This window comes from Acidithiobacillus ferridurans (assembly GCF_003966655.1).
Classification (GTDB): Bacteria; Pseudomonadota; Gammaproteobacteria; order Acidithiobacillales; family Acidithiobacillaceae; genus Acidithiobacillus; species Acidithiobacillus ferridurans.
Genome location: NZ_AP018795.1, coordinates 1,270,565 through 1,294,611 on the forward strand (window position 1 = coordinate 1,270,565; position 24,047 = coordinate 1,294,611).

29 protein-coding genes, 1 tRNA gene and 1 pseudogene are annotated in these 24,047 nt (G+C 57.1%); 12 read left to right on the forward strand and 19 right to left on the reverse strand.

Annotated elements, in window-relative coordinates; translation table 11 throughout:
- Nucleotides 1-3: 3 nt before the first annotated feature.
- Together AFERRID_RS06550 and AFERRID_RS06555 are read right to left on the reverse strand one after the other, a co-directional pair.
- Nucleotides 4-1,086, reverse strand: coding sequence for an efflux RND transporter periplasmic adaptor subunit (locus tag AFERRID_RS06550; protein WP_126604626.1), 1,083 nt, complete (start codon nt 1,084-1,086; stop codon nt 4-6).
- The gene (locus AFERRID_RS06555; protein WP_126604627.1) at nt 1,083-2,642 is read right to left on the reverse strand and encodes an efflux transporter outer membrane subunit; all 1,560 of its coding nucleotides are present in this window, start codon (nt 2,640-2,642) and stop codon (nt 1,083-1,085) included. Before AFERRID_RS06555 ends, AFERRID_RS06550 begins: the two co-directional genes overlap by 4 nt.
- 226 nt (nt 2,643-2,868) lie before the next feature.
- Between AFERRID_RS06555 and AFERRID_RS06560 the strand changes: the two genes are divergently transcribed.
- The 7 genes from AFERRID_RS06560 to AFERRID_RS06585 all read left to right on the forward strand — a co-directional run bounded on the left by AFERRID_RS06560 (nt 2,869) and on the right by AFERRID_RS06585 (nt 9,289).
- Complete coding sequence (locus tag AFERRID_RS06560) at nt 2,869-3,573, forward strand: response regulator (protein ID WP_126604628.1); 705 nt, start codon at nt 2,869-2,871, stop codon at nt 3,571-3,573.
- A 2-nt stretch (nt 3,574-3,575) separates the two neighbouring features.
- Nucleotides 3,576-4,877 carry an ATP-binding protein gene (locus AFERRID_RS06565; RefSeq protein WP_126604629.1) on the forward strand — a complete coding sequence of 434 codons (1,302 nt, stop codon included), beginning with the start codon at nt 3,576-3,578 and terminating at the stop codon, nt 4,875-4,877.
- A gap of 86 nt (nt 4,878-4,963) precedes the next feature.
- The gene (locus tag AFERRID_RS06570) at nt 4,964-6,010 is read left to right on the forward strand and encodes an NRAMP family divalent metal transporter (protein ID WP_232027867.1); all 1,047 of its coding nucleotides are present in this window, start codon (nt 4,964-4,966) and stop codon (nt 6,008-6,010) included.
- Complete coding sequence (locus AFERRID_RS15550) at nt 6,007-6,228, forward strand: hypothetical protein (RefSeq protein ID WP_232027869.1); 222 nt, start codon at nt 6,007-6,009, stop codon at nt 6,226-6,228. The genes AFERRID_RS06570 and AFERRID_RS15550 overlap by 4 nt, the downstream gene beginning before the upstream one ends.
- Before the next feature lie 155 nt (nt 6,229-6,383).
- A complete protein-coding gene (locus AFERRID_RS06575) occupies nt 6,384-7,520 on the forward strand; it encodes an ABC transporter permease (RefSeq protein ID WP_113526177.1) in 1,137 nt (378 codons plus the stop codon).
- Nucleotide 7,521: 1 nt separating this feature from the next.
- Nucleotides 7,522-8,214, forward strand: coding sequence for an ABC transporter ATP-binding protein (locus AFERRID_RS06580; protein WP_126604630.1), 693 nt, complete (start codon nt 7,522-7,524; stop codon nt 8,212-8,214).
- Nucleotides 8,204-9,289 (forward strand): HlyD family secretion protein, encoded by a 1,086-nt coding sequence (locus tag AFERRID_RS06585; RefSeq protein WP_126604631.1) that lies wholly within the window; start codon nt 8,204-8,206, stop codon nt 9,287-9,289. Before AFERRID_RS06580 ends, AFERRID_RS06585 begins: the two co-directional genes overlap by 11 nt.
- Nucleotides 9,290-9,295: 6 nt before the next feature.
- On the opposite strand, the gene AFERRID_RS06590 is transcribed toward AFERRID_RS06585, so the two are convergent.
- On the reverse strand, nt 9,296-9,742 hold the full coding sequence (locus tag AFERRID_RS06590) for a cysteine hydrolase family protein (RefSeq protein ID WP_126604632.1): 447 nt from the start codon (nt 9,740-9,742) through the stop codon (nt 9,296-9,298).
- A gap of 365 nt (nt 9,743-10,107) precedes the next feature.
- Here AFERRID_RS06590 and AFERRID_RS06595 point away from each other — a divergent pair, with 365 nt between their 5' ends.
- The 3 genes from AFERRID_RS06595 to AFERRID_RS06605 all read left to right on the forward strand — a co-directional run bounded on the left by AFERRID_RS06595 (nt 10,108) and on the right by AFERRID_RS06605 (nt 11,254).
- Nucleotides 10,108-10,539 carry a hypothetical protein gene (locus AFERRID_RS06595; RefSeq protein ID WP_126604633.1) on the forward strand — a complete coding sequence of 144 codons (432 nt, stop codon included), beginning with the start codon at nt 10,108-10,110 and terminating at the stop codon, nt 10,537-10,539.
- 2 nt (nt 10,540-10,541) lie between these two features.
- Nucleotides 10,542-10,970, forward strand: a complete 429-nt coding sequence (locus AFERRID_RS06600; RefSeq protein ID WP_126604634.1) for a hypothetical protein — start codon at nt 10,542-10,544, stop codon at nt 10,968-10,970.
- A gap of 110 nt (nt 10,971-11,080) precedes the next feature.
- A complete protein-coding gene (locus tag AFERRID_RS06605) occupies nt 11,081-11,254 on the forward strand; it encodes a PCP reductase family protein (RefSeq protein ID WP_113526170.1) in 174 nt (57 codons plus the stop codon).
- 76 nt (nt 11,255-11,330) lie between these two features.
- Here the strand turns inward: AFERRID_RS06605 and AFERRID_RS06610 are convergent.
- Together AFERRID_RS06610 and AFERRID_RS06615 are read right to left on the reverse strand one after the other, a co-directional pair.
- A pseudogene (locus AFERRID_RS06610) lies at nt 11,331-12,089 on the reverse strand (RES family NAD+ phosphorylase).
- Nucleotides 12,073-12,474, reverse strand: a complete 402-nt coding sequence (locus AFERRID_RS06615) for an MbcA/ParS/Xre antitoxin family protein (RefSeq protein ID WP_113526169.1) — start codon at nt 12,472-12,474, stop codon at nt 12,073-12,075. The pseudogene AFERRID_RS06610 and the gene AFERRID_RS06615 overlap by 17 nt, the downstream one beginning before the upstream one ends.
- Nucleotides 12,475-12,656: 182 nt before the next feature.
- Here AFERRID_RS06615 and AFERRID_RS06620 point away from each other — a divergent pair, with 182 nt between their 5' ends.
- Nucleotides 12,657-12,980: a hypothetical protein gene (locus tag AFERRID_RS06620; RefSeq protein ID WP_126604635.1), complete on the forward strand. Its 324-nt coding sequence runs from the start codon at nt 12,657-12,659 to the stop codon at nt 12,978-12,980.
- 219 nt (nt 12,981-13,199) lie between these two features.
- Here the strand turns inward: AFERRID_RS06620 and AFERRID_RS06625 are convergent, their stop codons facing one another.
- From AFERRID_RS06625 to merT, 6 genes are all read right to left on the reverse strand, one after another.
- The gene (locus AFERRID_RS06625; protein WP_126604636.1) at nt 13,200-13,697 is read right to left on the reverse strand and encodes a GNAT family N-acetyltransferase; all 498 of its coding nucleotides are present in this window, start codon (nt 13,695-13,697) and stop codon (nt 13,200-13,202) included.
- Nucleotides 13,694-13,975 (reverse strand): type II toxin-antitoxin system TacA family antitoxin, encoded by a 282-nt coding sequence (locus AFERRID_RS06630; RefSeq protein ID WP_126604637.1) that lies wholly within the window; start codon nt 13,973-13,975, stop codon nt 13,694-13,696. The genes AFERRID_RS06625 and AFERRID_RS06630 overlap by 4 nt, the downstream gene beginning before the upstream one ends.
- Before the next feature lie 348 nt (nt 13,976-14,323).
- Complete coding sequence (locus AFERRID_RS16195; RefSeq protein WP_126604638.1) at nt 14,324-14,875, reverse strand: DUF4124 domain-containing protein; 552 nt, start codon at nt 14,873-14,875, stop codon at nt 14,324-14,326.
- 149 nt (nt 14,876-15,024) lie between these two features.
- On the reverse strand, nt 15,025-16,713 hold the full coding sequence (gene merA, locus AFERRID_RS06640) for a mercury(II) reductase (protein ID WP_126604639.1): 1,689 nt from the start codon (nt 16,711-16,713) through the stop codon (nt 15,025-15,027).
- The gene (gene merP, locus AFERRID_RS06645; RefSeq protein ID WP_126604640.1) at nt 16,706-17,002 is read right to left on the reverse strand and encodes a mercury resistance system periplasmic binding protein MerP; all 297 of its coding nucleotides are present in this window, start codon (nt 17,000-17,002) and stop codon (nt 16,706-16,708) included. Before merP ends, merA begins: the two co-directional genes overlap by 8 nt.
- Nucleotides 17,003-17,014: 12 nt before the next feature.
- Nucleotides 17,015-17,365, reverse strand: a complete 351-nt coding sequence (merT, locus tag AFERRID_RS06650) for a mercuric ion transporter MerT (protein WP_126604641.1) — start codon at nt 17,363-17,365, stop codon at nt 17,015-17,017.
- A 71-nt stretch (nt 17,366-17,436) separates the two neighbouring features.
- On the opposite strand from merT, the gene merR reads away from it, so the two are divergent.
- Nucleotides 17,437-17,859: an Hg(II)-responsive transcriptional regulator gene (gene merR / locus AFERRID_RS06655; protein ID WP_126604642.1), complete on the forward strand. Its 423-nt coding sequence runs from the start codon at nt 17,437-17,439 to the stop codon at nt 17,857-17,859.
- A gap of 156 nt (nt 17,860-18,015) precedes the next feature.
- Here merR and AFERRID_RS06660 read toward each other — a convergent pair whose 3' ends face one another.
- The 8 genes from AFERRID_RS06660 to AFERRID_RS06695 all read right to left on the reverse strand — a co-directional run bounded on the left by AFERRID_RS06660 (nt 18,016) and on the right by AFERRID_RS06695 (nt 24,045).
- Nucleotides 18,016-18,441 carry a putative toxin-antitoxin system toxin component, PIN family gene (locus AFERRID_RS06660; RefSeq protein ID WP_126604643.1) on the reverse strand — a complete coding sequence of 142 codons (426 nt, stop codon included), beginning with the start codon at nt 18,439-18,441 and terminating at the stop codon, nt 18,016-18,018.
- Complete coding sequence (locus AFERRID_RS06665) at nt 18,441-18,680, reverse strand: ribbon-helix-helix domain-containing protein (RefSeq protein WP_113526161.1); 240 nt, start codon at nt 18,678-18,680, stop codon at nt 18,441-18,443. The genes AFERRID_RS06660 and AFERRID_RS06665 overlap by 1 nt, the downstream gene beginning before the upstream one ends.
- Before the next feature lie 204 nt (nt 18,681-18,884).
- Nucleotides 18,885-18,960, reverse strand: a tRNA-Lys gene (locus AFERRID_RS06670).
- A 116-nt stretch (nt 18,961-19,076) separates the two neighbouring features.
- On the reverse strand, nt 19,077-20,234 hold the full coding sequence (locus AFERRID_RS06675) for a glycosyltransferase family 4 protein (RefSeq protein ID WP_126604644.1): 1,158 nt from the start codon (nt 20,232-20,234) through the stop codon (nt 19,077-19,079).
- Between the two features lie 41 nt (nt 20,235-20,275).
- On the reverse strand, nt 20,276-21,439 hold the full coding sequence (locus tag AFERRID_RS06680) for a glycosyltransferase family 4 protein (RefSeq protein ID WP_172959346.1): 1,164 nt from the start codon (nt 21,437-21,439) through the stop codon (nt 20,276-20,278).
- Nucleotides 21,399-22,694 (reverse strand): hypothetical protein, encoded by a 1,296-nt coding sequence (locus AFERRID_RS06685; protein WP_126604646.1) that lies wholly within the window; start codon nt 22,692-22,694, stop codon nt 21,399-21,401. The genes AFERRID_RS06680 and AFERRID_RS06685 overlap by 41 nt, the downstream gene beginning before the upstream one ends.
- A gap of 209 nt (nt 22,695-22,903) precedes the next feature.
- A complete protein-coding gene (locus AFERRID_RS06690; RefSeq protein WP_126604647.1) occupies nt 22,904-23,758 on the reverse strand; it encodes a glycosyltransferase family 2 protein in 855 nt (284 codons plus the stop codon).
- A complete protein-coding gene (locus AFERRID_RS06695) occupies nt 23,755-24,045 on the reverse strand; it encodes a glycosyltransferase family protein (protein ID WP_126604648.1) in 291 nt (96 codons plus the stop codon). The genes AFERRID_RS06690 and AFERRID_RS06695 overlap by 4 nt, the downstream gene beginning before the upstream one ends.
- Between the last annotated feature and the right edge of the window lie 2 nt (nt 24,046-24,047).

Consider the following 24,047-nt stretch of genomic DNA (forward strand, 5'->3'; position numbering starts at 1 on the left):
TCCTCAGAGGTGCACGGCGTTATTGATGCGCACATGGTCGCCGCTGTGCAGTTTGACCTGCCCCGCGGTGACCACCAGGTCACCCGCCTTGAGGCCGGAACGGACCACCACCTGGTTGCCGCGCTGCAGGCCCGTGGTCACCGGCTGCTCTTTGGCGATCAGGGTATGATCCGGTCCCGGGGTCAGCACATAGACAAAGTCCCCATAGGTATTGAAGCTCACCGCCACCGTAGGAATCATCAGGCGTGCCGTGGGTGCCTCCTTTTGCAGGACGACGCGAACGAACATGCCCGGCTTCAAGCCCCGTGGCGCATCGACGAGGGCGCGGACGCTGACTGCCCGGTTTTGCGCATCCACGTGACTGGAAACTGCCTGCACTTTGGCACGGTAATGGCGCAGGACAATCCCGTCATGCACGTCCAGTTGTATGGGTGCGCCCGCCTGCACCGCCCGCACGTCACGCTGGGGTACCGTGAAATCGGCGTAGAGCGTCTGCAGGTTTTCGATATGCACCACCGGCATACCCGCATGGACATATTCCCCCAGGTTCACGGTACGCAAGCCCAATACCCCGCTGAATGGGGCACGGATCTGCGTATCCGCCAGAGACTCCTGCAAGGCCGTCACCCGGGCCTGGGCCACACTGGCACCATAACGCGCCTTATCCAGTGCAGCGGTAGAGATGCCGTGGATGGCAAAGACCTTCTCGGCGCGCTGATAATCCACCTGCGCAAGGGCGGCCTCGGCCTTGGCGGCCTGCAACTGGCCGGGCAAAGCGCCGGGGTCGAGAGACAGGAGCAGTTGTCCCTTTTGCACCGTGGCACCGGAGTGAAAGCCGATATGCTGCACCACACCCCCGGTCTGGGGACTGAGCACCGCTCCCTGTTGCGGCACGATCTCGCCCACGGCGGTCAACTCGCCCGCCATCGACTCGTTTTGCGCGCGCGTGGCAGAAACGGTGACCACCGGATTGGCCGCCACCGCCAAGCGTGTGTGCAACCGACCCTGACGCCATTGATACCAGCCATAAACGCCGCCAAAAAGCAGCACGACAACGATACCCAGTAAGAAAAAGGCCTTCTTCATGCGGGGGCTCCCGGAGATTGGTGAATGGCGGAATGGGGTTGCGCGTCGCTGGCCGGGCGGGCATCACCGGCTTCGGGCTGCCAGCCGTCGCCCAGCGCCACAAAGAGCGCCACGCTGTCCAGATAACGCTGACTACGGGCGCTGATGGCAGCGACCGTGTCCTGTTGATATGCGATTTCGGCATCGAGCACCGTAGCATAGTCGGTGGCGCCATCACGGTAGCGGGCCTCCGCCAGACGCAGGGCGGCCCCGGCGGCAGTCTGTGCGGCCAGGCGATGTTGATAAGACGTGTCGGCGCCCTGCAAAGCCCGCAGGGCATCGGCCACTTCACGAAAGGCATTGAGTACGGTGCCGCGATACTGATCGCTGACCGCTTTGTACTGGTCGAGCGCCGCGCGACGTTGGGCATGGAGGGCGCCGCCATTATAAATCGGTGCCGCGATCCCCGCCCCCAGGGACCAGAGGGTCGAAATCGGGTTGAAGAACATCCCCCCGGTCATGGCCGCCTTACCGATGTCGGCGGTGATATTGAACTGGGGATACAGATCAGCGGTGGCCACATCGGCCTGTGCCGCCGCCACTTTCAGCTCCGCCGCTGCGGCCTGGATATCCGGGCGCTGCGCGGCCAGAGCCGAAGGCAGGGTGGTGGGCAGGCTGGACGGCAATTGCAGACTGGCGAGTGTCGGCATGGGCAGATCCGTATCGGGAGACTGGCCCAGCAAAGCCGCCAGCCCATGGCGGGCCACCGCCACATCGGCCTGCAAGGGAGCAATGCGCGCCTGCGCCGCCGCGGTGATGGCCTCCTGTTGATCCACGCTTTGCAGATTCTGATAACCCAACTGATATTCCTGCTGCAGCAGGTGCAACAGACGGTCATCGGCCGTGGCGATCTGCCGGGCGGCATCGAGCTGGGCCTGTGCCGCAGCACCGTTGATTACCGCCCGGCTCACCGCCGCCGCCAGAAAGACTTCGCTTTGATGCAGACTGGCGCGACTGACTGCCGCCCGCGCCCTGGCCGCATGTACCAGATCCTTCTGGCGACCAAACACGTCGGGGTTGTAGCTGACGTTTATGGTGCCCAGCAGCAGACTATAGAGGTTACCGGGAATGCGGTAGCTCGCCCCGCCATTCGCGCCGGTGCGCTGTGCCCGTCCACGACCGATTCCGGCACCGGCACCGACACTGGGCAGCAGTCCGCCCTGCGCTACGGCGATCAGGGATTGCTCGCGCGCCAGGGCCATTCGCGCCGCCCGCAGATCCGGGTTGGCCTGCATGGCCTGCCGGATGTAGCCGTTCAGGGCGGACGAATGAAAGAGCGACCACCAGGCCTGAGATTCCTGCTGCGTCCACCGAATCCGCTGCGGCCCGCCATGCAAGTCCAGGGGATGCGCATTATAGGCCGCCGGCGCCGGCACATTGGGCGCACCCGGCTGCGGCCCCACCGCGCAGCCGGCCGCAGCGACCATCCCGAGCAAGACGCCCAGCCGGGCCATGCCCGGGGCGGATCGCCCCGCCTTCTGCCGCCTGTGGCCATGCGGATACCTGGCGTTTTTCATGCAAAACCCTCGTTCACTCGATCAACCGGAAGATGGATACGCTCCAGAAGCGCAAACAGAGACGGCGATACCGTCATCGCAACCGATCAAATGGTAACGGGGATGCCTGTAACAATCTCTGCCATAGAGGGACTGAAACGTAACAGAGTGTCACTTTGTGGCGCACCGAAAGGTCTTGTTACAATTCATGTTGGTCCGTCCGGGAACAACAGGTTAGAGTGTGCTCATGGATACACGGAAACAGATTCTGGTAGTGGACGACGATCTGCGCCTGCGCGGTCTGGTGGAATCGCACCTACAGGGCTTTGGCTTTGGGGTGCGAGGCATGAGCGATGGTCGGCAGATCGAAAGTCTGCTTGCCGAAGCGCCCGTGGACCTGATCGTCCTCGATCTGGGCCTGCCCCATGAAGACGGCCTGCAAATCTGCCGGCGCCTGCGCCAGCACCATGATGTCCCCATCCTCATGCTCACCGCGCGGGGTGATGAAGTGGACCGTATTCTGGGACTGGAGATGGGCGCCGACGACTACCTCGCCAAGCCCTTTCATCCCCGCGAACTGGTGGCCCGCATCCAGGCGATTCTGCGCCGGGTCCGCGGGGCCGACCGACCATCCGGCATGGCGACCGCCCCCTTTCAGTGTGGTCCTTTTAGCGTGGATATGAGCCGGCAGGAGATTCTGCGTGACGGAAAAGCCCTGTCCCTCACCAGTGCCGAGTTCCAGACCCTCGCAACCCTCATTCAACACGAAGGCCAGCCCCTGACCCGCGAAAAACTCATGTGGCTGACCCGTGGCCGTCAGCTCGAAAACGATGACCGCAGCATCGATATGCAGATCTCCCGCCTGCGCCGCCTGCTCGACGGCAGCCCCGGCCAACCCCGGCACATCCGCACGGTTTGGGGTCATGGTTACCTGTTCGTCGCGGAACCCTGAGCATGCGGAGTTTCTGGCCGCGCAGCACTCTGGGTCGGACGCTGCTCCTGCTCGCGGTTTTACTGCTGGGGACCCAGGGCGCCGTCTATGTCCTGTTTCATCAGTACGTGCTGAATCCCGCAGCCGAACGCTTTGCGGAATTTCTCTGGCAGACTGACCACGCCCTGATTGCAGCCGGCGCCGATCACACCGCCATCGGTACCCTGCAGTGGCGATCACCTCAGGTTTTGCCCGGCACCCCCGCCAACAACTATTTTTTGCGCCAAAGCGCCCGTTATCTGGCTCGGATTGCCCCCGGCGCGGCACTCCGGGTCGGCCCCGCCGATGCCCATACCACCTGGATGTGGATTCGCGGGGACTATCACCAGCCCTGGCTGGGTCTGCGCGTTTCCCCCATGAATTTCGGCGGCCGGGGCTTCATGTTCATACGCCTCGGGATCATCGCCCTTTGCACCCTGCTCGGCGCCTGGATCATCGTTCGCCAGATCAATCGCCCCTTGGCCCGGCTGGCGGCGGAAGCGCCGCGCATCGGCCGAGGCGACATGCCGGAGTCTCTCACACCCATTGGAGGCCCCCTGGAAGTACGCCACCTGGAACAGGCCATCACCAGCATGGCCAAGGATTTGCACCGCCTGCACGAAGAACGCACCCTGCTGCTCACCGGCATTTCCCATGAACTGCGGACGCCCCTGTCGCGTCTGTTGCTGACCCTGCATCTTCAGGACCCCGAGCTGTTGGCCGGGAAAGCGGCCATGCTGGTGGACGTCAGTGAAATGGACGAAACCATCGACAAGTTTCTGACCCTGGTACGCAGCGGAGACGAGGAAAAAGTCATCCAGGTAGAGGTGGCCGACTGGGTGATGGAAATGGCCGAAACAGGTCGCGAACGCTACGGCCTGGAGGTACAGGTAGAACATACCGTCGAGGCGGCCGTCTTGCCGCCCCTGCGCTGCCGTCCTTTGGCGCTGGAAAGAGTGTTCCGCATCCTGTTCGACAACACCAGACGGTATGGTGGCGGGCGTCTGGACATCCAGATCATCCGCCACCCCGACAGCACCGAAATCTGTCTGCGCGACCACGGCCCCGGCGTGCCTGAACGGGATATAGAAGCGATGAACAGCGGCACGCTGCCCCGTCAGTCCGGGCACGGTTCCGGCATCGGCCTGCGCATCTGCCAACGTATCATGGCCCTGCACGGCGGCACGCTGCGTTTCGCCAACGCCCGAACCGGCGGGCTCATCGCGAAGCTTGCATTTCCCGACCATGGAACGGTCGCGCCGAGGCTGGCCACAACCTCCTTTTAGGGGTATTTTTCGGACGGCCCGATGCTTGACAAGGCATCAATAAACGGGAATCATTCTCGTCTACCACCATAAATACGGATCATTCCATGTCTGCTGCGCCCGCTGCCCGCAATATCCAATCCCCGGCCCATCGCTCGCGCTGGGGTATCTTCCTGGCGGTACTGGGCCCCGGTCTGGTGGTCATGCTCGCCGATACGGATGTCGGCAGCATCATCACCGCCGCCCAGAGTGGCGCACAATGGGGCTTCAAGCTGCTGCTCCTGCAATTCGTCCTCATGCCTATTCTCTACATTGTGCAGGAGCTGACAGTCCGTCTCGGCATTTTTACGGGTAAAGGCCACGGCGAACTGATTAGCGAAACCTTCGGGAAAGGCTGGGCCTATCTCTCCGTCGCCGGTCTCAGTGTTGCCACCACCGGCGCCTTGCTGACGGAATTTTCAGGAGTCGCGGGCGTCAGCCATCTCTATGGCTTGCCGCGCTGGGTCGGGGTTGCCCTGGCCGCAGCCACCCTGCTGACCATCGTCTGGACCGGTTCGTATCGACGCGTCGAACGCATCGCCCTGATCATGGGCCTCTTTGAGCTGGTTTTTTTTGGTATCGCCTGGGCCAGTCATCCCAGCATCCATGAAATCCTGGATGGCCTGCTGCACGCCCCCATCACCAACGACCACTACATGATGCTGGTCGCCGCCAATATCGGTGCCGTCATCATGCCGTGGATGGTGTTCTACCAGCAGTCGGCAGTGGCTGATAAGGGTCTGCACCCCGAACATTACCGCCATGCCCGTTGGGATACCGCATTCGGCGCGATCATTACCCAGGCGATCATGGCGGCGGTGCTGATCGCCACAGCCGCCACCATTGGCCGCCTCAACCCCAACGCACCCCTCGATACGGTGCATCAGCTCTCGGAGGCCATCATTCCCTATCTCGGCAACACCTGGGGACGGATTGTGTTTTCCCTGGGCATCCTTGGGGCAGGTATGGTGGCGGCCATCGTCGCCTCCCTCGCCGGGGCCTGGGGTTGGGGGAAGTCACCGGCTTTCGCCACTCGCTGGAGCATCACCCCAAAGATGCGCCCTGGTTTTACGGGATCTACACCACCATCATCGTGGCTGGCGCTGCGGCAGTGATCACCATCCCCGATCTTGTCAGCCTCGACATCGGTGTCGAAGTGATGAATGCGCTGCTCCTGCCCCTGGTGCTGGGCTTTCTGGTCGCCCTGTCCGTCAAGGCTCTGCCCGCCGAGCACCGCTTGCGCGGCCCCTATCTCTGGCTGGTGCTGTTCGTGACGATTCTTGCGGGGGGGTTGGGAGTTTACGGAGGATTGAACAGCATTCCGGGTTGGTAGCAGATCGCACATCGTGACATGATGGCTGCGAGGAAGCGTCATCTCTACCTGGCGGGCCGGCAGGTTCGGGGTTGTCTGGAATCGGGCGGAGGTTGGAGAAATATGGGTGCGATCAGCGTCACGCACAGGGGCAACGCACCAAAAGGCATTCAGCCATGAACGGCCTGCTCCGTATCGCCCTGAAACTGCTGCTCAACGACAAAGGCAAATTCGCCACCCTGGTCATCGGCATCACCTTCTCCGTCTTTCTGATGATGCAGATGACCTCCATGTTCTCCGGCATCCTCTATCAATCCGCGTCCAACATCGTGAATGTCGGCGCCAGGATGTGGGTGATGGACCCCGCCGTCCAAACCCCGCAAAACAGTATCCCCATGCCCAACTACGTGCTGGACGCGGTGCGCAGCATACCCGGCGTCAAGTTTGCGGTGCCCTTTTATGTAGGCGCTGGCCTCGTCAAACTCAACGACGGCACCTATCAGTCCGCCACCATCATCGGTCTGGACGACGCCAGCCTGTTCGGCCGACCGACGATCATCTCCGGCAATATTCTGGATATTTACAAGAACAACGCCTTCATCATGGTCAAGGACGCCAACTACGCCAAACTGGGCAGCCCAAAAATAGGCACCAGCTTTGAGATCAATGATCATCGCGCGGTTGTCGTGGCCCTGGCCCACACCCCGGTGTCCGGCCTGTTCGGTTTGCCGACCCTGTATACCACCTACAACCGCGCCACCCAGGACCTGCCCTCCACCCGCTACCTGATTTCCTACCTCCTGGTGCAGCCGAAGAGCACTCGGGATATCGCCGCCATCGAGCAGCAGGTAAAGCAACTGGGCTATCTGGCCTTGACCGATCAGCAATTCATCGCTCGCAACGACCGGTTCTATGAATTTCAGACCGGGATGGGCACCAACATCCTGATCATGACCCTGATCAGTTTTCTCGTCGGACTATCCATCGCCGGAGAGACCTTTTACATGTTCGTTCTGGACAATCTGGAGCACTTCGGTGCGCTCAAGGCCATCGGCGCCAAAAGCGGCGAACTGATCCAAATGATCGTCTTTCAGTCGCTGGTCGTCGGTTTTCTGGGTTTCGGCTTTGGCGTGCTGCTGTCTTCCACCATGATTGCCATTGCCAAGCTGAAGATCGCCAACTACGCCGCCATGGTCACTTACGAAAACCTGTTTCTGGCCCTGATCATGGTCCTGATCATTTCCGCCTTTTCGAGCTATATCGGCATTCGCAAGGTCATCCGCATCGACCCCTTTGACGTCTTCCGGGGTTAGCATGATCCTGACCGCGCGGGATATCACCAAATCCTTTGGCGAAGCGCCGAACCAGGCCTACGCGCTGCGCGATGTCAGCTTCGCGGTGGACTTCGGCGAGATGCTCTATATCGTCGGCCCCTCCGGCTCCGGCAAAACCACGCTGTTGAGCATCATCTCCGGCATCCTGCGCCCCGATGACGGCGATGTGGTGGTGAAGGATACGGATATCTGGAAGCTGGGCAGTGACGCACTGGCCGGCTTTCGCCTGCAGACCATCGGTTTTGTTTTTCAGGATTACCATCTCTTTCCTCGCCTGACCACCCTGGAAAATGTGGCCATTCCGCTGATTCTCCGGCGCGAGCCCTGGGACAAGAGTCTGGCGGCGGCGCGCAAAACGTTGCAGATCGTCGGTCTGGCGGAAAAAGAAAGCCTGCCGCCCTACAAACTAAGCGGGGGCGAGCAGCAACGGGTCGCCATCGCCCGCGCCATCGTTGCCCAACCGGACCTGCTGATTTTCGATGAGCCTACCGCTTCCCTGGATGGGGACACCGGCAGGAAAATCGTCGCCTTCGTCAAGGAGCATATTTTGAATACGCAGCGTGCGATCATCATCGTGACTCACGACAGCAGAATCTATGAATACGCGACGCGGATCATCCGCATGGAAGATGGCCGGATCGTCCCCGGGGCAGGAGCGGACCATGAGAAATAAGATACTATTCGGGCTCGCCATCGTCGGCATCCTCATCGGCCTGGTCAGCGCCTACATATACAGCCGGCAAACGCCGCCGCAACCCCCGCTGGCCACCAACTACAACCCCTACGTCAACGGAATATTCGCCAACGGCATCATCGAGAGTTACGCGGCCGATGGCGAAAACATCAACATCTACCCCCAGGTATCCGGTAGGGTGACCGGCATCTTTGTCCAGGAGGGGCAGACGGTGGCGAAGGGAACGCCGCTCTTCGCCATCGATGACTCCGTGCAAAAGGAACTGGTGGCCCAGAACAAGGCCCAGGCCCAGGCCGCCCTGGCCCTGTTACAGGAACTGAAAGCGGAACCCCGCAAAGAGACCCTGACCATTGCCGAAAAACAGGTCGAATATGCCCGAGCCAGCCTGAAATACCAGCAGGCACAACTGGAAATCACCCAAAGGGAAAGGGCCATCGATCCCCAGGCGGTGAGCAAACTAGCCCTGGAGAACGTGCAAAACTCGGTCCTGATTGCCCGAAACAATCTTAAGGTGGCACAGGCGCAGTATGCGCTGACCAGGGCCGGCGCCTGGCGTTACGATATCCGGAATCAACAAGCCATATATGACGCGGCACAAAAAACCTATGCGTCCAGCAACGCCCTGCTGCGGGAATATGTCGTGCGGGCGCCGGTCACTGGCGATGTCCTGCGCATCGGCGCCGCCGTCGGCAGCTACGCGTCTCCCCAGGGGGTCTACGGCACCTATACGCAGGGGATGAATCCGGTCGTGGTGATGGGCAGAAAGACCGGCTATCTGCAGGTCCGCGCCTATCTGGATGAAATACTGGTGCCACGGCTTCCAGCCCCCGCAGACATTACCGCGAAAATGTTCATTCGCGGACTCAGCAACGTCAGCGTGCCGCTGCAGTTTGTGCGGATACAGCCCTACGTGACGCCGAAGATCGAACTGTCCGATCAAAGAACCGAAAAAGTGGACGTACGGGTGCTGCCGATTCTCTTCAAGTTCAAGATTCCGGCACACATGAACCTGTTTCCCGGCGAACTGGTGGATGTGTATATAGGCAAGAAATAGCGGTGGTCACACGCCAAATTTTTGTTGCAGGACCGTGCTGACCGCTTCGCACATGGATCCCTTTTCAGAAGCACACAGATCGCGAATGACGTGAAACGGTATCCCCGCGTCCCATAGGGAAAACCCACAGGCCATGATGCAGGCGCCCGTCCGGCTACCGACCAGCCCCCATTCGGTGATTCCCGTAAACTCACGCAAGACGGTTATCGCCGCGTGATTCAATCCATAACCCGGCTTATCGATCACCACCGCATGCCCCACGTCGATCACCGCACCGCCATCGTTGCCGTCGTTCATGCGGGTCCGGAACAGGCTGTCGGGCGGATTGCAGAAACGGGTGGCCACCACAACCGAATAATCCTGCGTCACATCCCTGATACGGTCCACCAGGTCCGGCTTGGGGGAAAATCCAAACTGAAGATCAATGACCAACAATCCGCTGCTTTGCGGCATAACGCGCTCCTTATCCGTCTGGGTATTACAGCACCAGCCGTTCCCATGATGTGCCCCACACTCTATATAATACCAACTTAACCCATCTGGAATATTAATAGGAAGAGCGCCGGCTCCGGTGGACTGACGTGCGCGGCCTGTTTTGCGATCCCCTCAACGTGCGCGCTGGCAACGCCCAGGTGGCTATGGGGTCTGATTCATGTAGCTCTTCTGGTGGGTTTGCGCAACTCCCGATGAAAAATCGCATGGGCCAGGCGCAGTGCAGCACGTTCGGTGTCCATTGCGGACCGCGGCGGAAGCATTCTCTTTCCCATCTACTATACTCCAAGCAGGAGTAGTGTCCGGCCATACACTGGAGGTGCCTTATGATCCCCGATATCCGCCGTATCTTGTTGGTCGCCGTTGTGTCGCTATGCCCGATGATGGTTTCGCTCGGAGCTGCGGCCAGTCCCCCCTTGCAGCTCGCCATGAACGGCAACGCCGTTGGAAAAATGCCCCAAGCCAAGGGCACCACGCCTTCCGGCCTGAAACATATCCAGATCCTCGCCCCCGCCAATGGCGCCGAGATCGCTGCCGGTGTCCCCGTGGTCCTGTCCTACGATGTCACCCTGGCCCCTAACGGCAATCACATCCACTTCTATGTCGACAACCACATGGCCGGATTAAGCCATGAACTGAAGGGGACCTTTTCCCTGGGCGCATTGGCGCCCGGTACCCATGACATCTGCATCAAGGAGGCCACGGTGGCGCACGTCCTCATCGGGGTCAACCGGTGCATTTTGGTTACGGTCAAGTAGCCATGTCGGGCTTCTTCTTCAGCACCCAACTTCTGCTCTATGCCTGCATTCAGGCGCTGCACAATCTGGGGGCGGTGGCCATCGTCGGCGGCGGCGCTGCGGCGCTGCTGCTGGCGCGCCGTTCTCCCGGCATGCAGAGAACGCTGGTGTGGGTAATCACCTTGGGATGGGTTAACCAGGGGGTAACCGGCGCCCTTTTCGGGATTACCAGCTATGTCTATGATGGCCGTTTGCCCGACATTCACGGGATCGCCCTGACGGCACTGTTCCTCAAGATGGCGTGTGCCGTTGCAGGTATCATCCTCGGAATGACTTACCTGGGCTTTGAAAGTGGATGGTCGGGCGCAGGGCAGCGCCGGGTTCTGGGTGTCGATTTTGGCCTGGGCGTCACGGCACTCACCGCCGCGGCATTCCTGCGTTGGTTTTCCTGAGGTCACAGGCGCGTCGTGTCTTGCTGTGCAGACTGCTTGATAATATCCTTAATACCTGTGCGCGCAAGCGCAATCCCCTACCTGTACCTACCTGATGAAGGAGTCGACGAATGAGCGAACAGACGCTGCCCTGGGACGAAGACGCACTGCAACGCATGGAGAAGATGCCTTCTTTCGTGCGCAACATGGCCAAGGCCAAAATCGAGAAGGCCGCCAGGGAAGCGGGCGAATCGAAAGTCACCGCCGCGTTTCTCGATGCCAACAAAGGGAAACTGATGGGTTAGCGTCAGGGCGTCGGGTGTGGCGCACGCGATCGGCGCAGGAGCGTACCGGCTGGGCGACATTCGCCGGACCGTGGAATCAGGTGACACACATCCACGCTTCGTTCGCCCCTTGCGGAGCGCGGGACCCATTACTCACCTGCACCCCATGTCTGGTAAGACGGTAAGTCAGGTAAGACTGGATTTTGGGGTTGGATAACACATCTGGGTTAAGCACGGCATACACGTCCCCGACACATCGTGCAGAGAGAGTAATCAGCCCGGGGTGCCCCTCCGCCTTCAGTCGAGCGCCCATAGGCTGCGTAAAATGATAGCTCTCCGGATCAACCAGCGCCGGGTAATCGGCGACACGTGGGCGCAGGTCCACCAACGCGGCGTCACAACGGACCCCATATAACAAACGATCCACGGTAATGCTTTCCCGGCCACCAGAAATTACCATCTGCTCAAATCCGGCATCGCGTAACAGCCGTGCCTTCTAGTGATGCACGGTCTCATAAACGGACGTTTCCACGGTGTCCGCGCCATACCAAACGCCAAAGGAACCATCACTGTATCGGCTTGCCGTCCAGTTTTTAAATGGGAACCAGATGGCTGCGAACCATCCAGATTCCTCGAATGGCCGGTCAATGGCAGGCGTCTGGGAAACATAGTGGTGCGGCTTGGCGGCTGTTTCGTACCGCTGCGCCACGAGCCAGTCTTCCGGGTTGTCCGAAAGATCGTTAAACAGATCCTCCGACACCCGCAAACTGATGATGTTGCGAATCAGCGTCTGGTGCGTGTCAGCCAGCGTCAGACCGTCAAAGAAGGACTCCACCAAATCATTCGCCCCGGGCATGGTCCAGATAGGCCCGCACCATCAGCAATCCGGTGAATCCCCACTCGCGGACCACTTCCACGGGGGTTCGATAATCGAATGCGCGGTTACGCGTAGTCATCCATTGATAAGCCAGGTCCCTATCATGCGGAAAAAGCAATCGCAGATTTTTATGTATGGCGAGCAAATGGCCAGCACGCTCCAGCAGATCCCTGTTTGCGCCCAGGGGTTCGCCTTTGCGGTACCGACTGAGGGCGGCACGATTGTCTGCAGCCAAACCCAGCAAGGCAAGCTGATCTTCATTCACCACCATCCAGAGGTCGAAAACCTTCATCAGCATTTTTGCCAGGACGGACCGGTCATGAACTTTGCTTTCTTTGTCTGTCGTGACCGCTGCTTGAGTCATGGTGCGCCTCCTATGCTATGAAATAATTATAACAATTTATGTTGCTTTTGCAACCAGCTTTTGGAGAACGGCATCTTGTAGAGGGCGGGACACAGAGGACCGCGGAGCTCGGCCTGTCGCGTTGTTCTACGGTCGCAAAGAAGGCATCATAGTAGGCATTCGCCGCTTACCAAATCAGCACCATGGGACAATTTGATACAAAAGGTCGCGCGGGCAACAGCTCCTATTGCTCTTCAGGCTTGAAACCACCAGTTGCCAAAACCGGCGCGGCTGTGGCCAGGGTGCTTGCGCAGAAAAATCGCAAACACTTAGAACCTGTCATAGCGATGATCGTTGGCATACTTGCCCTTGCCGTGCTCAACATAGTGATTTATGGCATCGATAACCTAGATTTTTTCATCTATGGCACCATTGGACTTGGGCTCACCTTTGAGTACGGTTGGATTGGCGTGATACTCCGTGCTGCGGTCGCAAGTGATCATGATTACGAGGATGCACACGAGTAAAGTGGCACCTTCGTGGACGTCCTCCCTGCCCTCTGCCTACGGCTGCCGCTCTTAAGAGCAGGAAGGACGAGGCTTCCACACTACTGTCAATCAGCGTCAGCCATTGACCATGCCTCAGCACCAAACATTCGCCACCTATGGAGTGTTATAACGCTTCGTAACTCTATGGACTAAAACTGAAGTTTAGACATTCAGCCCGGCTCCGCCGGGTATTTATTTTCAAGAACGCTGGACGGTCGCCAGCGGCAAGAACAGGGAAAGCGGCGAGTCTGGCAAGACAATGAAGCCGTGATGCCGATAGAACGCCGCTGCCGCCTCGTCCTTGGCATCCACCATCAGGGCGAAGGCGGCAATCTCCGAACGGGAAGCACGGTCGAGCGCATCCGCCAGAAGCGCACCGCCAAGACCTTGCCCCTTGAATGCCTGATCGACAGCCAGGCGGCCCATGCGAACAACGGGCACGGTCGGATAGCGCGGCAGCTTCTTGCCGGTGCTGGCAGGTAGATCGGTTAGCAGCAGGCTTGCTGATGCCAAAGTGTAGTAGCCAGCGACGCGCTGCCCGTCTGCCAAAGCTACGAAACAGGCGGCCACGCGGCGGCGAATGTCCTGGGTGACTTGCTCTCGCAGGTAGCGATTCAGCGGCTCCGAATCGCTGCGGAAGGCAGCGCGGTCCTGTGCTGAATCAAGCGGCACAAGCTGGAATGGTGCGCGGATCATTCCGTGCGCAAGAGCTTGCTGCGACGGGCAAAGGCGCGTTCCAAAGCGGGGGTTGGTTTCGGTGGCGACAGCAACGCTTGCGCGAAACACTCCTGATCGGCCAGCGACAGACGGATCACTTCGGCTTGTTCGATGGCGCGTTGCGCGGCGTCCTGGACGGCAGATACCACGAAATCGGTCATGGTGCGCCCCTGAAGTTCGGCGGCACGCTTGAGCATCGCATGCAGATCCGTACTGATTCTGGCTTCGAGACGGGCGGTAGAGACGGTGACTGGCATGGTTATTGTCCTCCTGAGACAATAATACGGCAAATCGCCGTACAATTCAAAATTCCGATCCGCCAGAAAATGGTTGCAATTCTCGAAAACCATTCTCAAAAGACTGCTACGGTTTACAGCCATGGTGACGAGTTTTGAGAACATGATGATCAGTCCGCTGGACGGCTGCAACCGCTGCATACCGTCCATTCACCCAGCGATATGGGCACGATTTTTTGTAGCTGTGACCGTCGCGTCAGAAAAAATCATCCTCTATGCAATGTTGCAAGGCCATTTCGCGTCGAGCCGTCTTTAGTGCCTGCATTTTACCTTGAAATGAGAGCCGCATAGTCCATCATTTGCTCTGCATTATGGCAAGAGCACCGGTGAAGAATAAGCCGATGCGGGTGCCGCGGGTGGCAGAAGCACTGTCGGTGGCAGATTGGCAGGGGGGCGGATAGGACGCAGGTGGAAGGGTGGAGGTCGGTGGCGACGACGAGGGCGTTCAAAGTGGTAAGGTCCTGGGCCTATATAGGCTGGAATGTATACATGCCGCCGGGATTCCGGTTGTGGCTGCAGACTTCGTTGATAATTATTGATGGCGGTGAGTAAGTTTAGCCTCTCCATAGCAGTCAGCGCTTTATTCCCTTCCGTGGAAGGCTTGGGTGACGGTGCAGGTTGCCGCTTTTGCGAGGGCGCAGGGACCGGAGGAAGGGCGGGAGGTAACTCCTGAAGTTTTCGGGCATCGGGAGGAGGCTGGTCTCCGTAACTGATGACGCCGCTCGGAGATACCCATCGGTAGATAGGATCAGCCTGCGCTATCGGCGAACTCATCCAGTCGGACAGAACGAGACCTGCCGAAGCGACCAGAAGAGCCATAAGCCAGGAGCGCGAGATAGGACGCAGAACGCAGTAGAACATGATCGCGGAACCAGATGCAAAAGACCCTTTTTTAAATATAGCATGCTCATATCCTGCCAGCAGCGCTGCTGGGTGCACAAGACCGCCAACATCCTCCTGTCTGGTATTTCCGTCTCTAGTATGAAGTAATGGGGTAAACCTCCTTTCCCTCACCCTGCGCAACAGGAAAGCTGCTTCACGTCCTTGTTGAAGGTCTGCGCCGCGAGCTTCAACCCCTCAACCATCGTCAGGTACGGGAACAACTGGTCAGCCAGTTCCTGGACGGTCATGCTGTTGCGGATCGCCAGGGCCGCCGCCTGGATGACTTCGCCGCCCTCCGGGGCCACGACCTGCGCACCCAGCAACCGGCCAGAACCCTTCTCGGCGATCAGCTTGATGAAGCCACGGGTGTCGAAATTGGCGAGCGCCCGCGGCACGTTGTCGAGCGTCAGCGTGCGGCTGTCGGTTTCGATGCCGTCGTGCTGCGCTTCCGCGTCGCTGTAACCCACAGTCGCCACTTGCGGATCGGTGAACACCACGGCTGGCATCGCCGTCAAGTCCAGGGCCGCACTACCGCCCATCATGTTGATGGCCGCACGGGTGCCAGCCGCTGCCGCCACGTAGACGAATTGCGGCTGGTCGGTGCAGTCGCCAGCGGCGTAAATGTTCGGGCTGTTCGTGCGCATACCTTGGTCGATGACGATGGCCCCTTGCGCATTGACGGCCACGCCCGCCGCTTCCAGATTCAGGCCGTGTGTGTTCGGTGCGCGACCAGTGGCGACCAGCAGCTTATCGGCGTGTATCTCGCCGTGCCCGGTGGCAAGCACAAATTCGCCATCCGCATAAGCGATCTGGCTGGCTTGCGTGCGCTCCAGCACCTCGATCTCTTCGGCGCGAAATGCCGCCGTGATGGCCTCACCGATGGCCGGGTCTTCCCGGAGGAACAAGGTGCCGCGTGCCAGGATCGTCACCTGGCTACCGAGCCGGGCGAAGGCTTGCGCCAGTTCCAGCGCGACCACCGACGAACCGATCACGGCCAGCCGCTCAGGAATCGTGTCGCTGACCAGCGCCTCGGTGGAAGTCCAGTAGGCTGTGTCCTTCAAGCCGGGAATCGGCGGAATCGCCGGGCTGGCGCCCGTGGCAACCAGGCAGCGGTCGAAGGCCACTTCGCGCTCGCCGCCATCGTTCCATTGGACGTTGAGGCTATGGCCGCTCTTGAAACGAGCCTCACCATGCAGCACGGTGATGGCCGGATTGCCGTCCAGGATGCCCTCGTATTTGGCGTGGCGCAGTTCATCGACGCGGGCCTGCTGCTGGGCCAGCAGCTTGCCCCGATCAATCGCCGGCACCGCCGCTGAGATGCCGCCATCGAATGGGCTTTCCCGGCGCAGGTGGGCGATATGGGCGGCGCGGATCATGATCTTGGACGGCACGCAACCGATGTTCACGCAGGTACCACCGATGGTGCCGCGCTCGATCAGCGTCACGCGTGCGCCCTGCTCAACGGCTTTAAGTGCCGCCGCCATCGCCGCGCCACCGCTGCCGATCACGGCTATATGCAGCGCCTCTCCATCGCCGCTACGCCTCGTTTCGCCGTCCTGTCCGCCCAGCGCCTTGTCCAACAGACCAGAGGGCGTATTCAGCGTATCAGGGAGCCGGGCACGGTAGCCCAGCGCGGCCACTGCGGCAACCAGCGGGTCCAGGCCCACGCCGGTGTCCACCTCGATCTCCGCTTGCCGCTGGGGATAGGACACCGAGGCCGAGCGGACGCCGGGCACCCTCTCCAGAGCCTGCCGTGCGTGCATGGCGCACGAGTCGCAGGTCATGCCCTCGATTTGAAGAATGATCGTGTCAGCCATGATCCCGCTCTCCCTGCTTGATGCTGGAAGGGTAGCCAGCATCCTTGGTTGCCCGGGTCAGGGCCTGCATGTTGGTCTTGCTGTCGTTGTAGGTGACGATGACCTGTTTTTTTGCTTCGTCGATGCCAACCTTTTCCACGCCAGGCACTCGCTGGAGTGCAGTGCGCACGGTAATCGGGCAGGCGCCACAGGTCATGCCAGGAATCGACAGCATGACGGTCTCGGTTGCGGCCCAAGCGGGCGCGCTCAGGGCAGCGGACAGGGCAAGAAGGATCGCGAATTTTTTCATGACAATCTCCTTTCAATAGAACAGCGGCAGGACGTAGGGAAAAGCAATGGCAACCAGGATCAAGGCGGCTACGATCCAGAAAACGAGCTTATAAACGGAGCGAACCTGTGGAATCGCGCAGACTTCACCCGGTTTGCAGGCTTGTGCCGAGCGGTAGATGCGCCGCCAGGCGAAGAACAGCGCGATGAGTGCCGCGGCGATGAAGAACGGGCGATACGGTTCCAACGCCGTCAAGTTGCCAATCCAGGCGCCGCTGATTCCCAAGGCGACCAGGACCAGCGGCCCGAGGCAGCAGGTCGAGGCGAGGATGGCGGCCAGCCCGCCGGCGAAGAGCGCGCCGCGCCCGGTTTGTGGTTCAGACATACGCTTCTCCTTTCGAATTTGGATTGGATAGCGTAACCTTACTCCCGTACTTATGTACGGAGTAAAGCGGTATGGAAAATAATTTGGAGAACCTGACCATCGGCGTTTTCGCCAAGGCGGCCGGGGTCAACGTGGAGACGATCCGGTTCTATCAGCGCAAGGGCTTGCTACCGGAGCCGGACAAGCCATACGGCAGCATTCGCCGCTACGGCGAGGCGGACGTGGTGCGGGTGAAATTCGTGAAGTCGGCCCAGCGGCTGGGCTTCAGCCTGGATGAAATTGCCGAGTTGCTGCGGCTGGAAGATGGCACCCATTGCGAGCAAGCCAGCAGTCTGGCCGAGCACAAGCTCCAGGACGTGCGCGAAAAGATGGCCGACCTGGCGCGCATGGAGGCCGTCCTGTCTGATCTGGTGTGCGCCTGTCACTCGCGGCAGGGGAATGTTTCCTGCCCGCTGATTGCGTCATTGCATAACGGAACGAACCTCACCGTATAGCTGCGGACAGCCTCTAAATTCATTCTCGATTTCATACTATGTATGACGGGTTTTGAGATTTCGAGTTTCGTCTCTGAATATTCATCAGCGTGTCTGGATAGCGGCTATAGCGTTCGCGTTGCGTGGTGGGGACAGGAAGCTGGCCGGCATGGGGCGTCAAAGCGCTTCGGCGCAGAATGTGGCCGGAGTGACGATGCGCGTGCGGCCGATGCCGCCACGTTGCAGCAACCCGGCGCGGCGGTCGCCGGTTACGAGGTAGTCCGCTTCGCCCGCCATGGCCATCGCCATCGCCAGCAGGAATGCATCGTTTGGATCGTTCGCGTCCACGCCTTCCGGCAGAGGCGGCAGGGTATTCAGCACGATGGCGCGCTGCATGTTGTTGACCATCGTGCCGATGCGGTGCGCGGGCAGGATGGTCTTGAGCTTCGGGTATCGGCTCACGCGCCGCAGTTCGTCAAGCTGGGCCGTCGATGTCACCAGCTCGAAGCGCGCCGCGCGCCAAGCGCGGTAGATCGCGTCGGGCGGGCCGTGCGGCGAGATCAGCGCGCCGAGCAGCACGTTGGTGTCCAGGATGACGCGCATCAATGCTCACGCGCCCATTGCACCGCTTCGTCGATAAGGTCGGTCAGATCGGCTTCGCTCATGCCGGCGGCGGTGGTCTTGGCCTGATCGACGGCGCGCTCCAGGAGATAGGCGCGCACGGCTTCCTCGATGAAGCGAGACAAATCGCCCTTGCGGCCGCCGCCCTGTGCAGCGATGAACATGCGCACGGACTGATCCACCTCCGGCGACACGGCGATGTTCCAGCGAACGGTATTCATGGCGCTCTCCAATCAGTGTTTGCGTACATAGGTGTTTGTGCACCCTATTGACGACCTTGACAATAGCAACTTTCGGGAGCGTCTCCGCAGAAGCGGGCCGTGTTAGGAGGTTGTAGGGTTCGCGCAATAGATACCGCTTGGATACCGGTTGCCGAAAATGCGAAAATTGACCAGACCAGAATTCGTATAATCTATTGTTTTATTTGGTGGGGACGGCGGGATTCGAACCCGCGACCCACGGCTTAAAAGGCCGCTGCTCTACCGACTGAGCTACATCCCCCAAAGACCCTGGCAAGATACCCGACAGGGCTGCGTATTATCGGGTGCAGGCGGTGGCGGGTCAAGACACACCATCGCAAGGGCGCGAGCAAACCTTACAATCCCTCCAGTCGAACATCAGCCCTGTTTACCGCCCCGGAACGCCGCCCACTCCCGCTCCACGAAGGCCGTGAACTCCGCGCGGAAGCGCTCCGGGGCAAAGCGCAGGGCGTTTTCGCGGCAGGCTTGCGGGGTGATGGCCGCACCCGCACCCTCGAAGCGCTCCACGGCGGCGATGATGGCGGCGACGGATGGTTCGTAAAAGAATACGCCGGTGGGTGCGGCGGACGGCGCGGCACACTCCACCTCCGGCAGAGGAATGATGGTCTCCAGCGCCCCGCCCTTGCCAAAGGCGATGACGGGTGTGCCGCAGGCCTGAGCCTCCAGGGGGGCGATGCCAAAATCCTCCTCCGCAGCGAAGACGAAGGCGCGCGCCCGCTGCAGGTGGTCACGTAGTACATCAGGACCTGCAAAACCCAGCAATTGCACGTTCGGCCCCGCCTTGGCCTTGATCTTGGCGAAATCCGGCCCGTCCCCAATCACCACCAAGCGCTTGTCCGGCATGGCATTGAACGCCTCGACGATCAGGTCCAGTTTTTTGTAGGGGACCATGCGCGAAGCGGTGACGTAGAAATCCTCCTTGTCCGTGCGCAGAGGGAAATCCGCCACATCTACCGGCGGATAGATAATGGTGGAATCCCGCCCGTACGCCTTGCGGATGCGCCGGGCGATGTAATGGGAAATAGCGATGAAAGCGTCCACCCCGTTGGCCGTGCGCACATCCCAAAGGCGGATGTAGTGCAGGATCAACTTCGCCATCCATCCCTTGATGCCCCGCTCCAGTCCCGCCTCCCGCAGATACTGGTGCTGCAGGTCCCAGGCATAGCGTATGGGGGAGTAGCACATGCACAGATGCAGTTGGTCCGGCCCGGTCAGCACCCCCTTGGCCACCGCATGACTGCTGCTGATCACAAGGTCATACGCAGAGAGATCGAACTGCTCCACGGCTAGCGGCATGAGGGGCAGATAAGCCCGGTATTTCTTGCGCGCTTTGGGCAGACGCTGGATGAAAGACGTGCTCACCGGTTTGTTGCGGATGAATGCACGCTGACCGGCGGGCAAGAAATCCACCAGGCTGAATAGTTCGGCCTCGGGATAACAGGCGAGCATCTGCTCCAGCACCCGCTCCGCGCCGGCGTAGACTACCAACCAATCATGAACGATAGCAATGCGCATGCTCCTAGCTTCCTCTTAAATCCTGTTCGGCCGTTGAAACTTCAGTTTTCGGAAGCAACATGGCAATCTGTAATGTACTTAATAAAATTAGTGGAATCGTAGTGCTCGGCAAAAAATGCTTGAGCATCCTTAACCAGACCTTCCCGCTTTGCAGGAGAGTTTAGAAGAGATCGTATGTGATATGCAAATTCAATAGGTTGGTCAGAAATTAATAAATGCTTTTCAGATAGCAGTCCGTTACCTTCGTTGCTAGTGTTCGTTGCCACCACCGGTAAACCATTAACAATTGCATTTATTACCTTCATTTTTACTCCGGCACCATGAAACATAGGGGCAATAAATACACTGGCACTATCGTAAATGTTATTGAGAGCAAGGTCATCCGGACTGTCGTAGAAAACGACGCGCTCTCTATTAAATTCCTGTTTTAGCGTAAGACCTCGACTGTTTCCAGCAATTATTAATTTATAATCTGGAATATCAAGAAGATGATCATGGACAAAATTAACATACCAGGACAGTCCCTCCAGGTTGTTCGGCATAAAAAGAGACCCCACAAACAGAACAGTTTGTGGTATCCCTTTATGCACCTTCATATTTTGAATATCAATACTTGGCGGCACCCAGAATGATTTATCCTTGAAGACAGATTGTTCAAACTCCAACGATGAAATATAAAATAAGGCATCAACTCGTTTTTGTATATATGAATGCCATATACTAAATTTCGCGGATTCTGAATAGTAGAATAATTTTTTAGTAATGCGGTTAGACGAGTTACCGAGCTCCTTAAAATAACGCGTTTCGTTGTTTTGTACACGGAGGATAACAGTTTCAGCTTCCAGGCCGGGATTGTCGAGAATAGGGGCGACGTATTCAGTTTCTAGAAGGACCGTATCATACGCCATTCGTGGTATAGACACAGAAAGTAGGCCACGTCGCGATCTTAACTGAAATGGCAAAGTAGATAATCCTGAAGTAATATCTAAGCATCTTGGCACAATGACAATATTATTCACCAATAGCCGCATGCTTGACATATCCGAATCGCTCGGATAGTGCTTAACCGTTGCTATTAAATCAACATCAAAACCATTTTCTTTTAATGTCACTATTCTCGATAGAATATCCGCTCGCCCCCCGTGATTTGGAGGAAAAGGGAAGTCAGGCGATACGATTAGCACCCTGCCAGAAGCATGTTTCATATAAAATCCCATAGCACACAGATAAACAATAAAGGTTCAAGAGTCCTACATACGAGGATATAGCAACGAATGAAAATATAAAAGCTCCAAATAGATAAGGACTATTATTATATTTCCAGAGCCGAATAAATATGGTGGCATTAAACCAGATATACAATATCATAAATGGGATACCCCATATCATTATACCCGTAAAGAAAAAATTCTTTGCACTAATGTCGTGACCGGTGGGATCATTAACATAACCTAATACCTCAGTATAATTTAGATTATTAAGACCTATGTTCTGCAAAAAATGCACAACATGCGGCACGTTCTGACTGACTGCAGGAACAACACCAGAAAAACCAACACCAAGTGGCGAAATCAGAGAAATGTATAAGGCGGTGACTGCCATGGTAACGCGAGTTGGTATTGTTGTTGTCGGTAGAGATTGTGACAACATTCCTAACACATAATTGTATCCAACAAAAAAAGCAATCGAAGCCACACAAAATAGAAATGCATAAATAATAAATTTTTTATAGGTTATTTTATCATGAAAATAGGTATATACAAGAATAAGAAACATTGAAATAATCCACGCGGCTATAGAGCCCTTAGAAAAACATAAGAATATGGCAGCAGAACCAACTATCAATATGAAAGGCCTAAAAAGTTTTCTAGCGTAATGCGCAGATATTAGGGAAAGACCCCCAATAGTCGCGCCAAAATCGCTAGCTTCCATGCTAAACCCTCTAAGCCGTAGGTTAAAATTTGGCGTGAAATGGAAAATCGAGGGATATTCGAAAATCCGAAAGTGAAAAAAAGTAGTGACAATGGGCCCGCCAACAGCGAGGAAAAATGAGGCTATCACGAAATTTCCTACGTTTATTTTTTTATATCGCATAGCAAATATTGCATAGAAGGCCAAAAAATAAAGTATGCTATTACTAAATATTTTATAAGCCAAGAATGATAAATGGTATTTATTGATGTAAACGAATACAGAATAATAGGATACCAATAAGGTTGATAGTGCTGTTATAAAAACCAGAAAGAATGTGAAGCGATTTACGGTTGTAGAAGCCTTAATTCGGACAAGACGAAACAACAACAATAATAATATAGGGATAAAAGCCGGACTTGCTCCAAGAAATCTGAGGAATGTCCCTTGCAGTGCTGTATCTTGGAATGGAAGCAGAAGGATGAAAGCACTTAATAATAATCTTTCGAAAAGTGCAACCTGATATTCATCAGCATTAAGCATAGACATGAAATACTCTGCCGTCATTATCCAAATAACATAAAAACCAAAAGAGTAAATTTGTGCTCGTGATAGAGAATAGTTTGACCAAATTGCTTAGTGTCATATCAAAGCAAAATTGACTATAGTAGTAATAGAATTTGGAGATTGGTAACTCTGACATATAAAATCTATGCATATTCTGTAAACACTCTTCCGGGTCTCTCATATTTGCAACATTACACACTAGTTTTCCGCAGCCCTATATAGATGCCCCTCAGAGTGGCGACGAATCTATGGCGATTTCCCAGCAGAATCCTCTTGGTTAGGCGACCTAGCGAACTCACGAAAATAGGCCAAATTGGATATGTCGCATGCCGCCTAAAAAAGCAAACTGCTGATTCATTGAAATATTGATCTAACAACGCGCTACCTTTGCCAGTTGAAGCATGTTCCTTATGGAACACAGTGGATTCTTCAGCAACTACAATTCTCCAACCCGCTCTACGTAGTCGAAAGGAATAATCAGTGTCCTCCCAGTACATAAAGAAAAATTTTTCGTCTAACAAACCGACTTTTTCAAGAGCACTTCGTCGTATCAACATACTTGCTGCAGTAAGGTAGTCGAGTTTAGCATTAGAAGCAGCAGCAAGATATTGATGGGCCCTCCCTGACCAAAAGGACACCCGACCACCTCCCCAAGCCTGAATGTCCTGGGGGCTATCCAAATAGTAGAGCACTGACCCGACAGCGCCAACCCGTGGATCAGCCTCAGCCACAGCAACCATGGCACTCAGGGCTTGCGGATCGACCGTCGTGTCGTTGTTCAGGAGCCAGACATAATCGGCGCCGTCTTCCAGGGCACGGCGGATACCCACATTGCAACCACCGGAGAAACCAAGATTGCGACCCGTTTCTATGATGGGAACCTCGGGGTGCGCAGCGCGGATGCGCACAGCAGAGTCATCAGTAGAGCCGTTGTCCACTACAAGGACTCTGTAGTTGGGATAGCTGAGAGTGGTAAGGGAATCTAGGCAGTTGATAGTGTCCTGCCAACCGTGCCAATTGAGCAAAACAATATAGACACTACTCATAATATTAATTCCGCGCCCACTTCTATCGCCCTGCGCATACCCGCAACAAATCCCTTGGCTGAGCCGGTATTTTTGCCCATGTCTACTACTTCTACCCAATCCTGATAGATGGCAACTAAATCGCTTTTAACATCCCATGTAGCGCCATTATCGACGACAAGTACTCTTTCTACATTATTTAAATCACGTAAAGCTTCAAGCACCTGCCGCAACAAAAGTTTTCTATCACCATAGGTTAAGGTGACAACAGTTACTGGTCCTAGGGCAATTTTATTTTCTTGGTTCACAA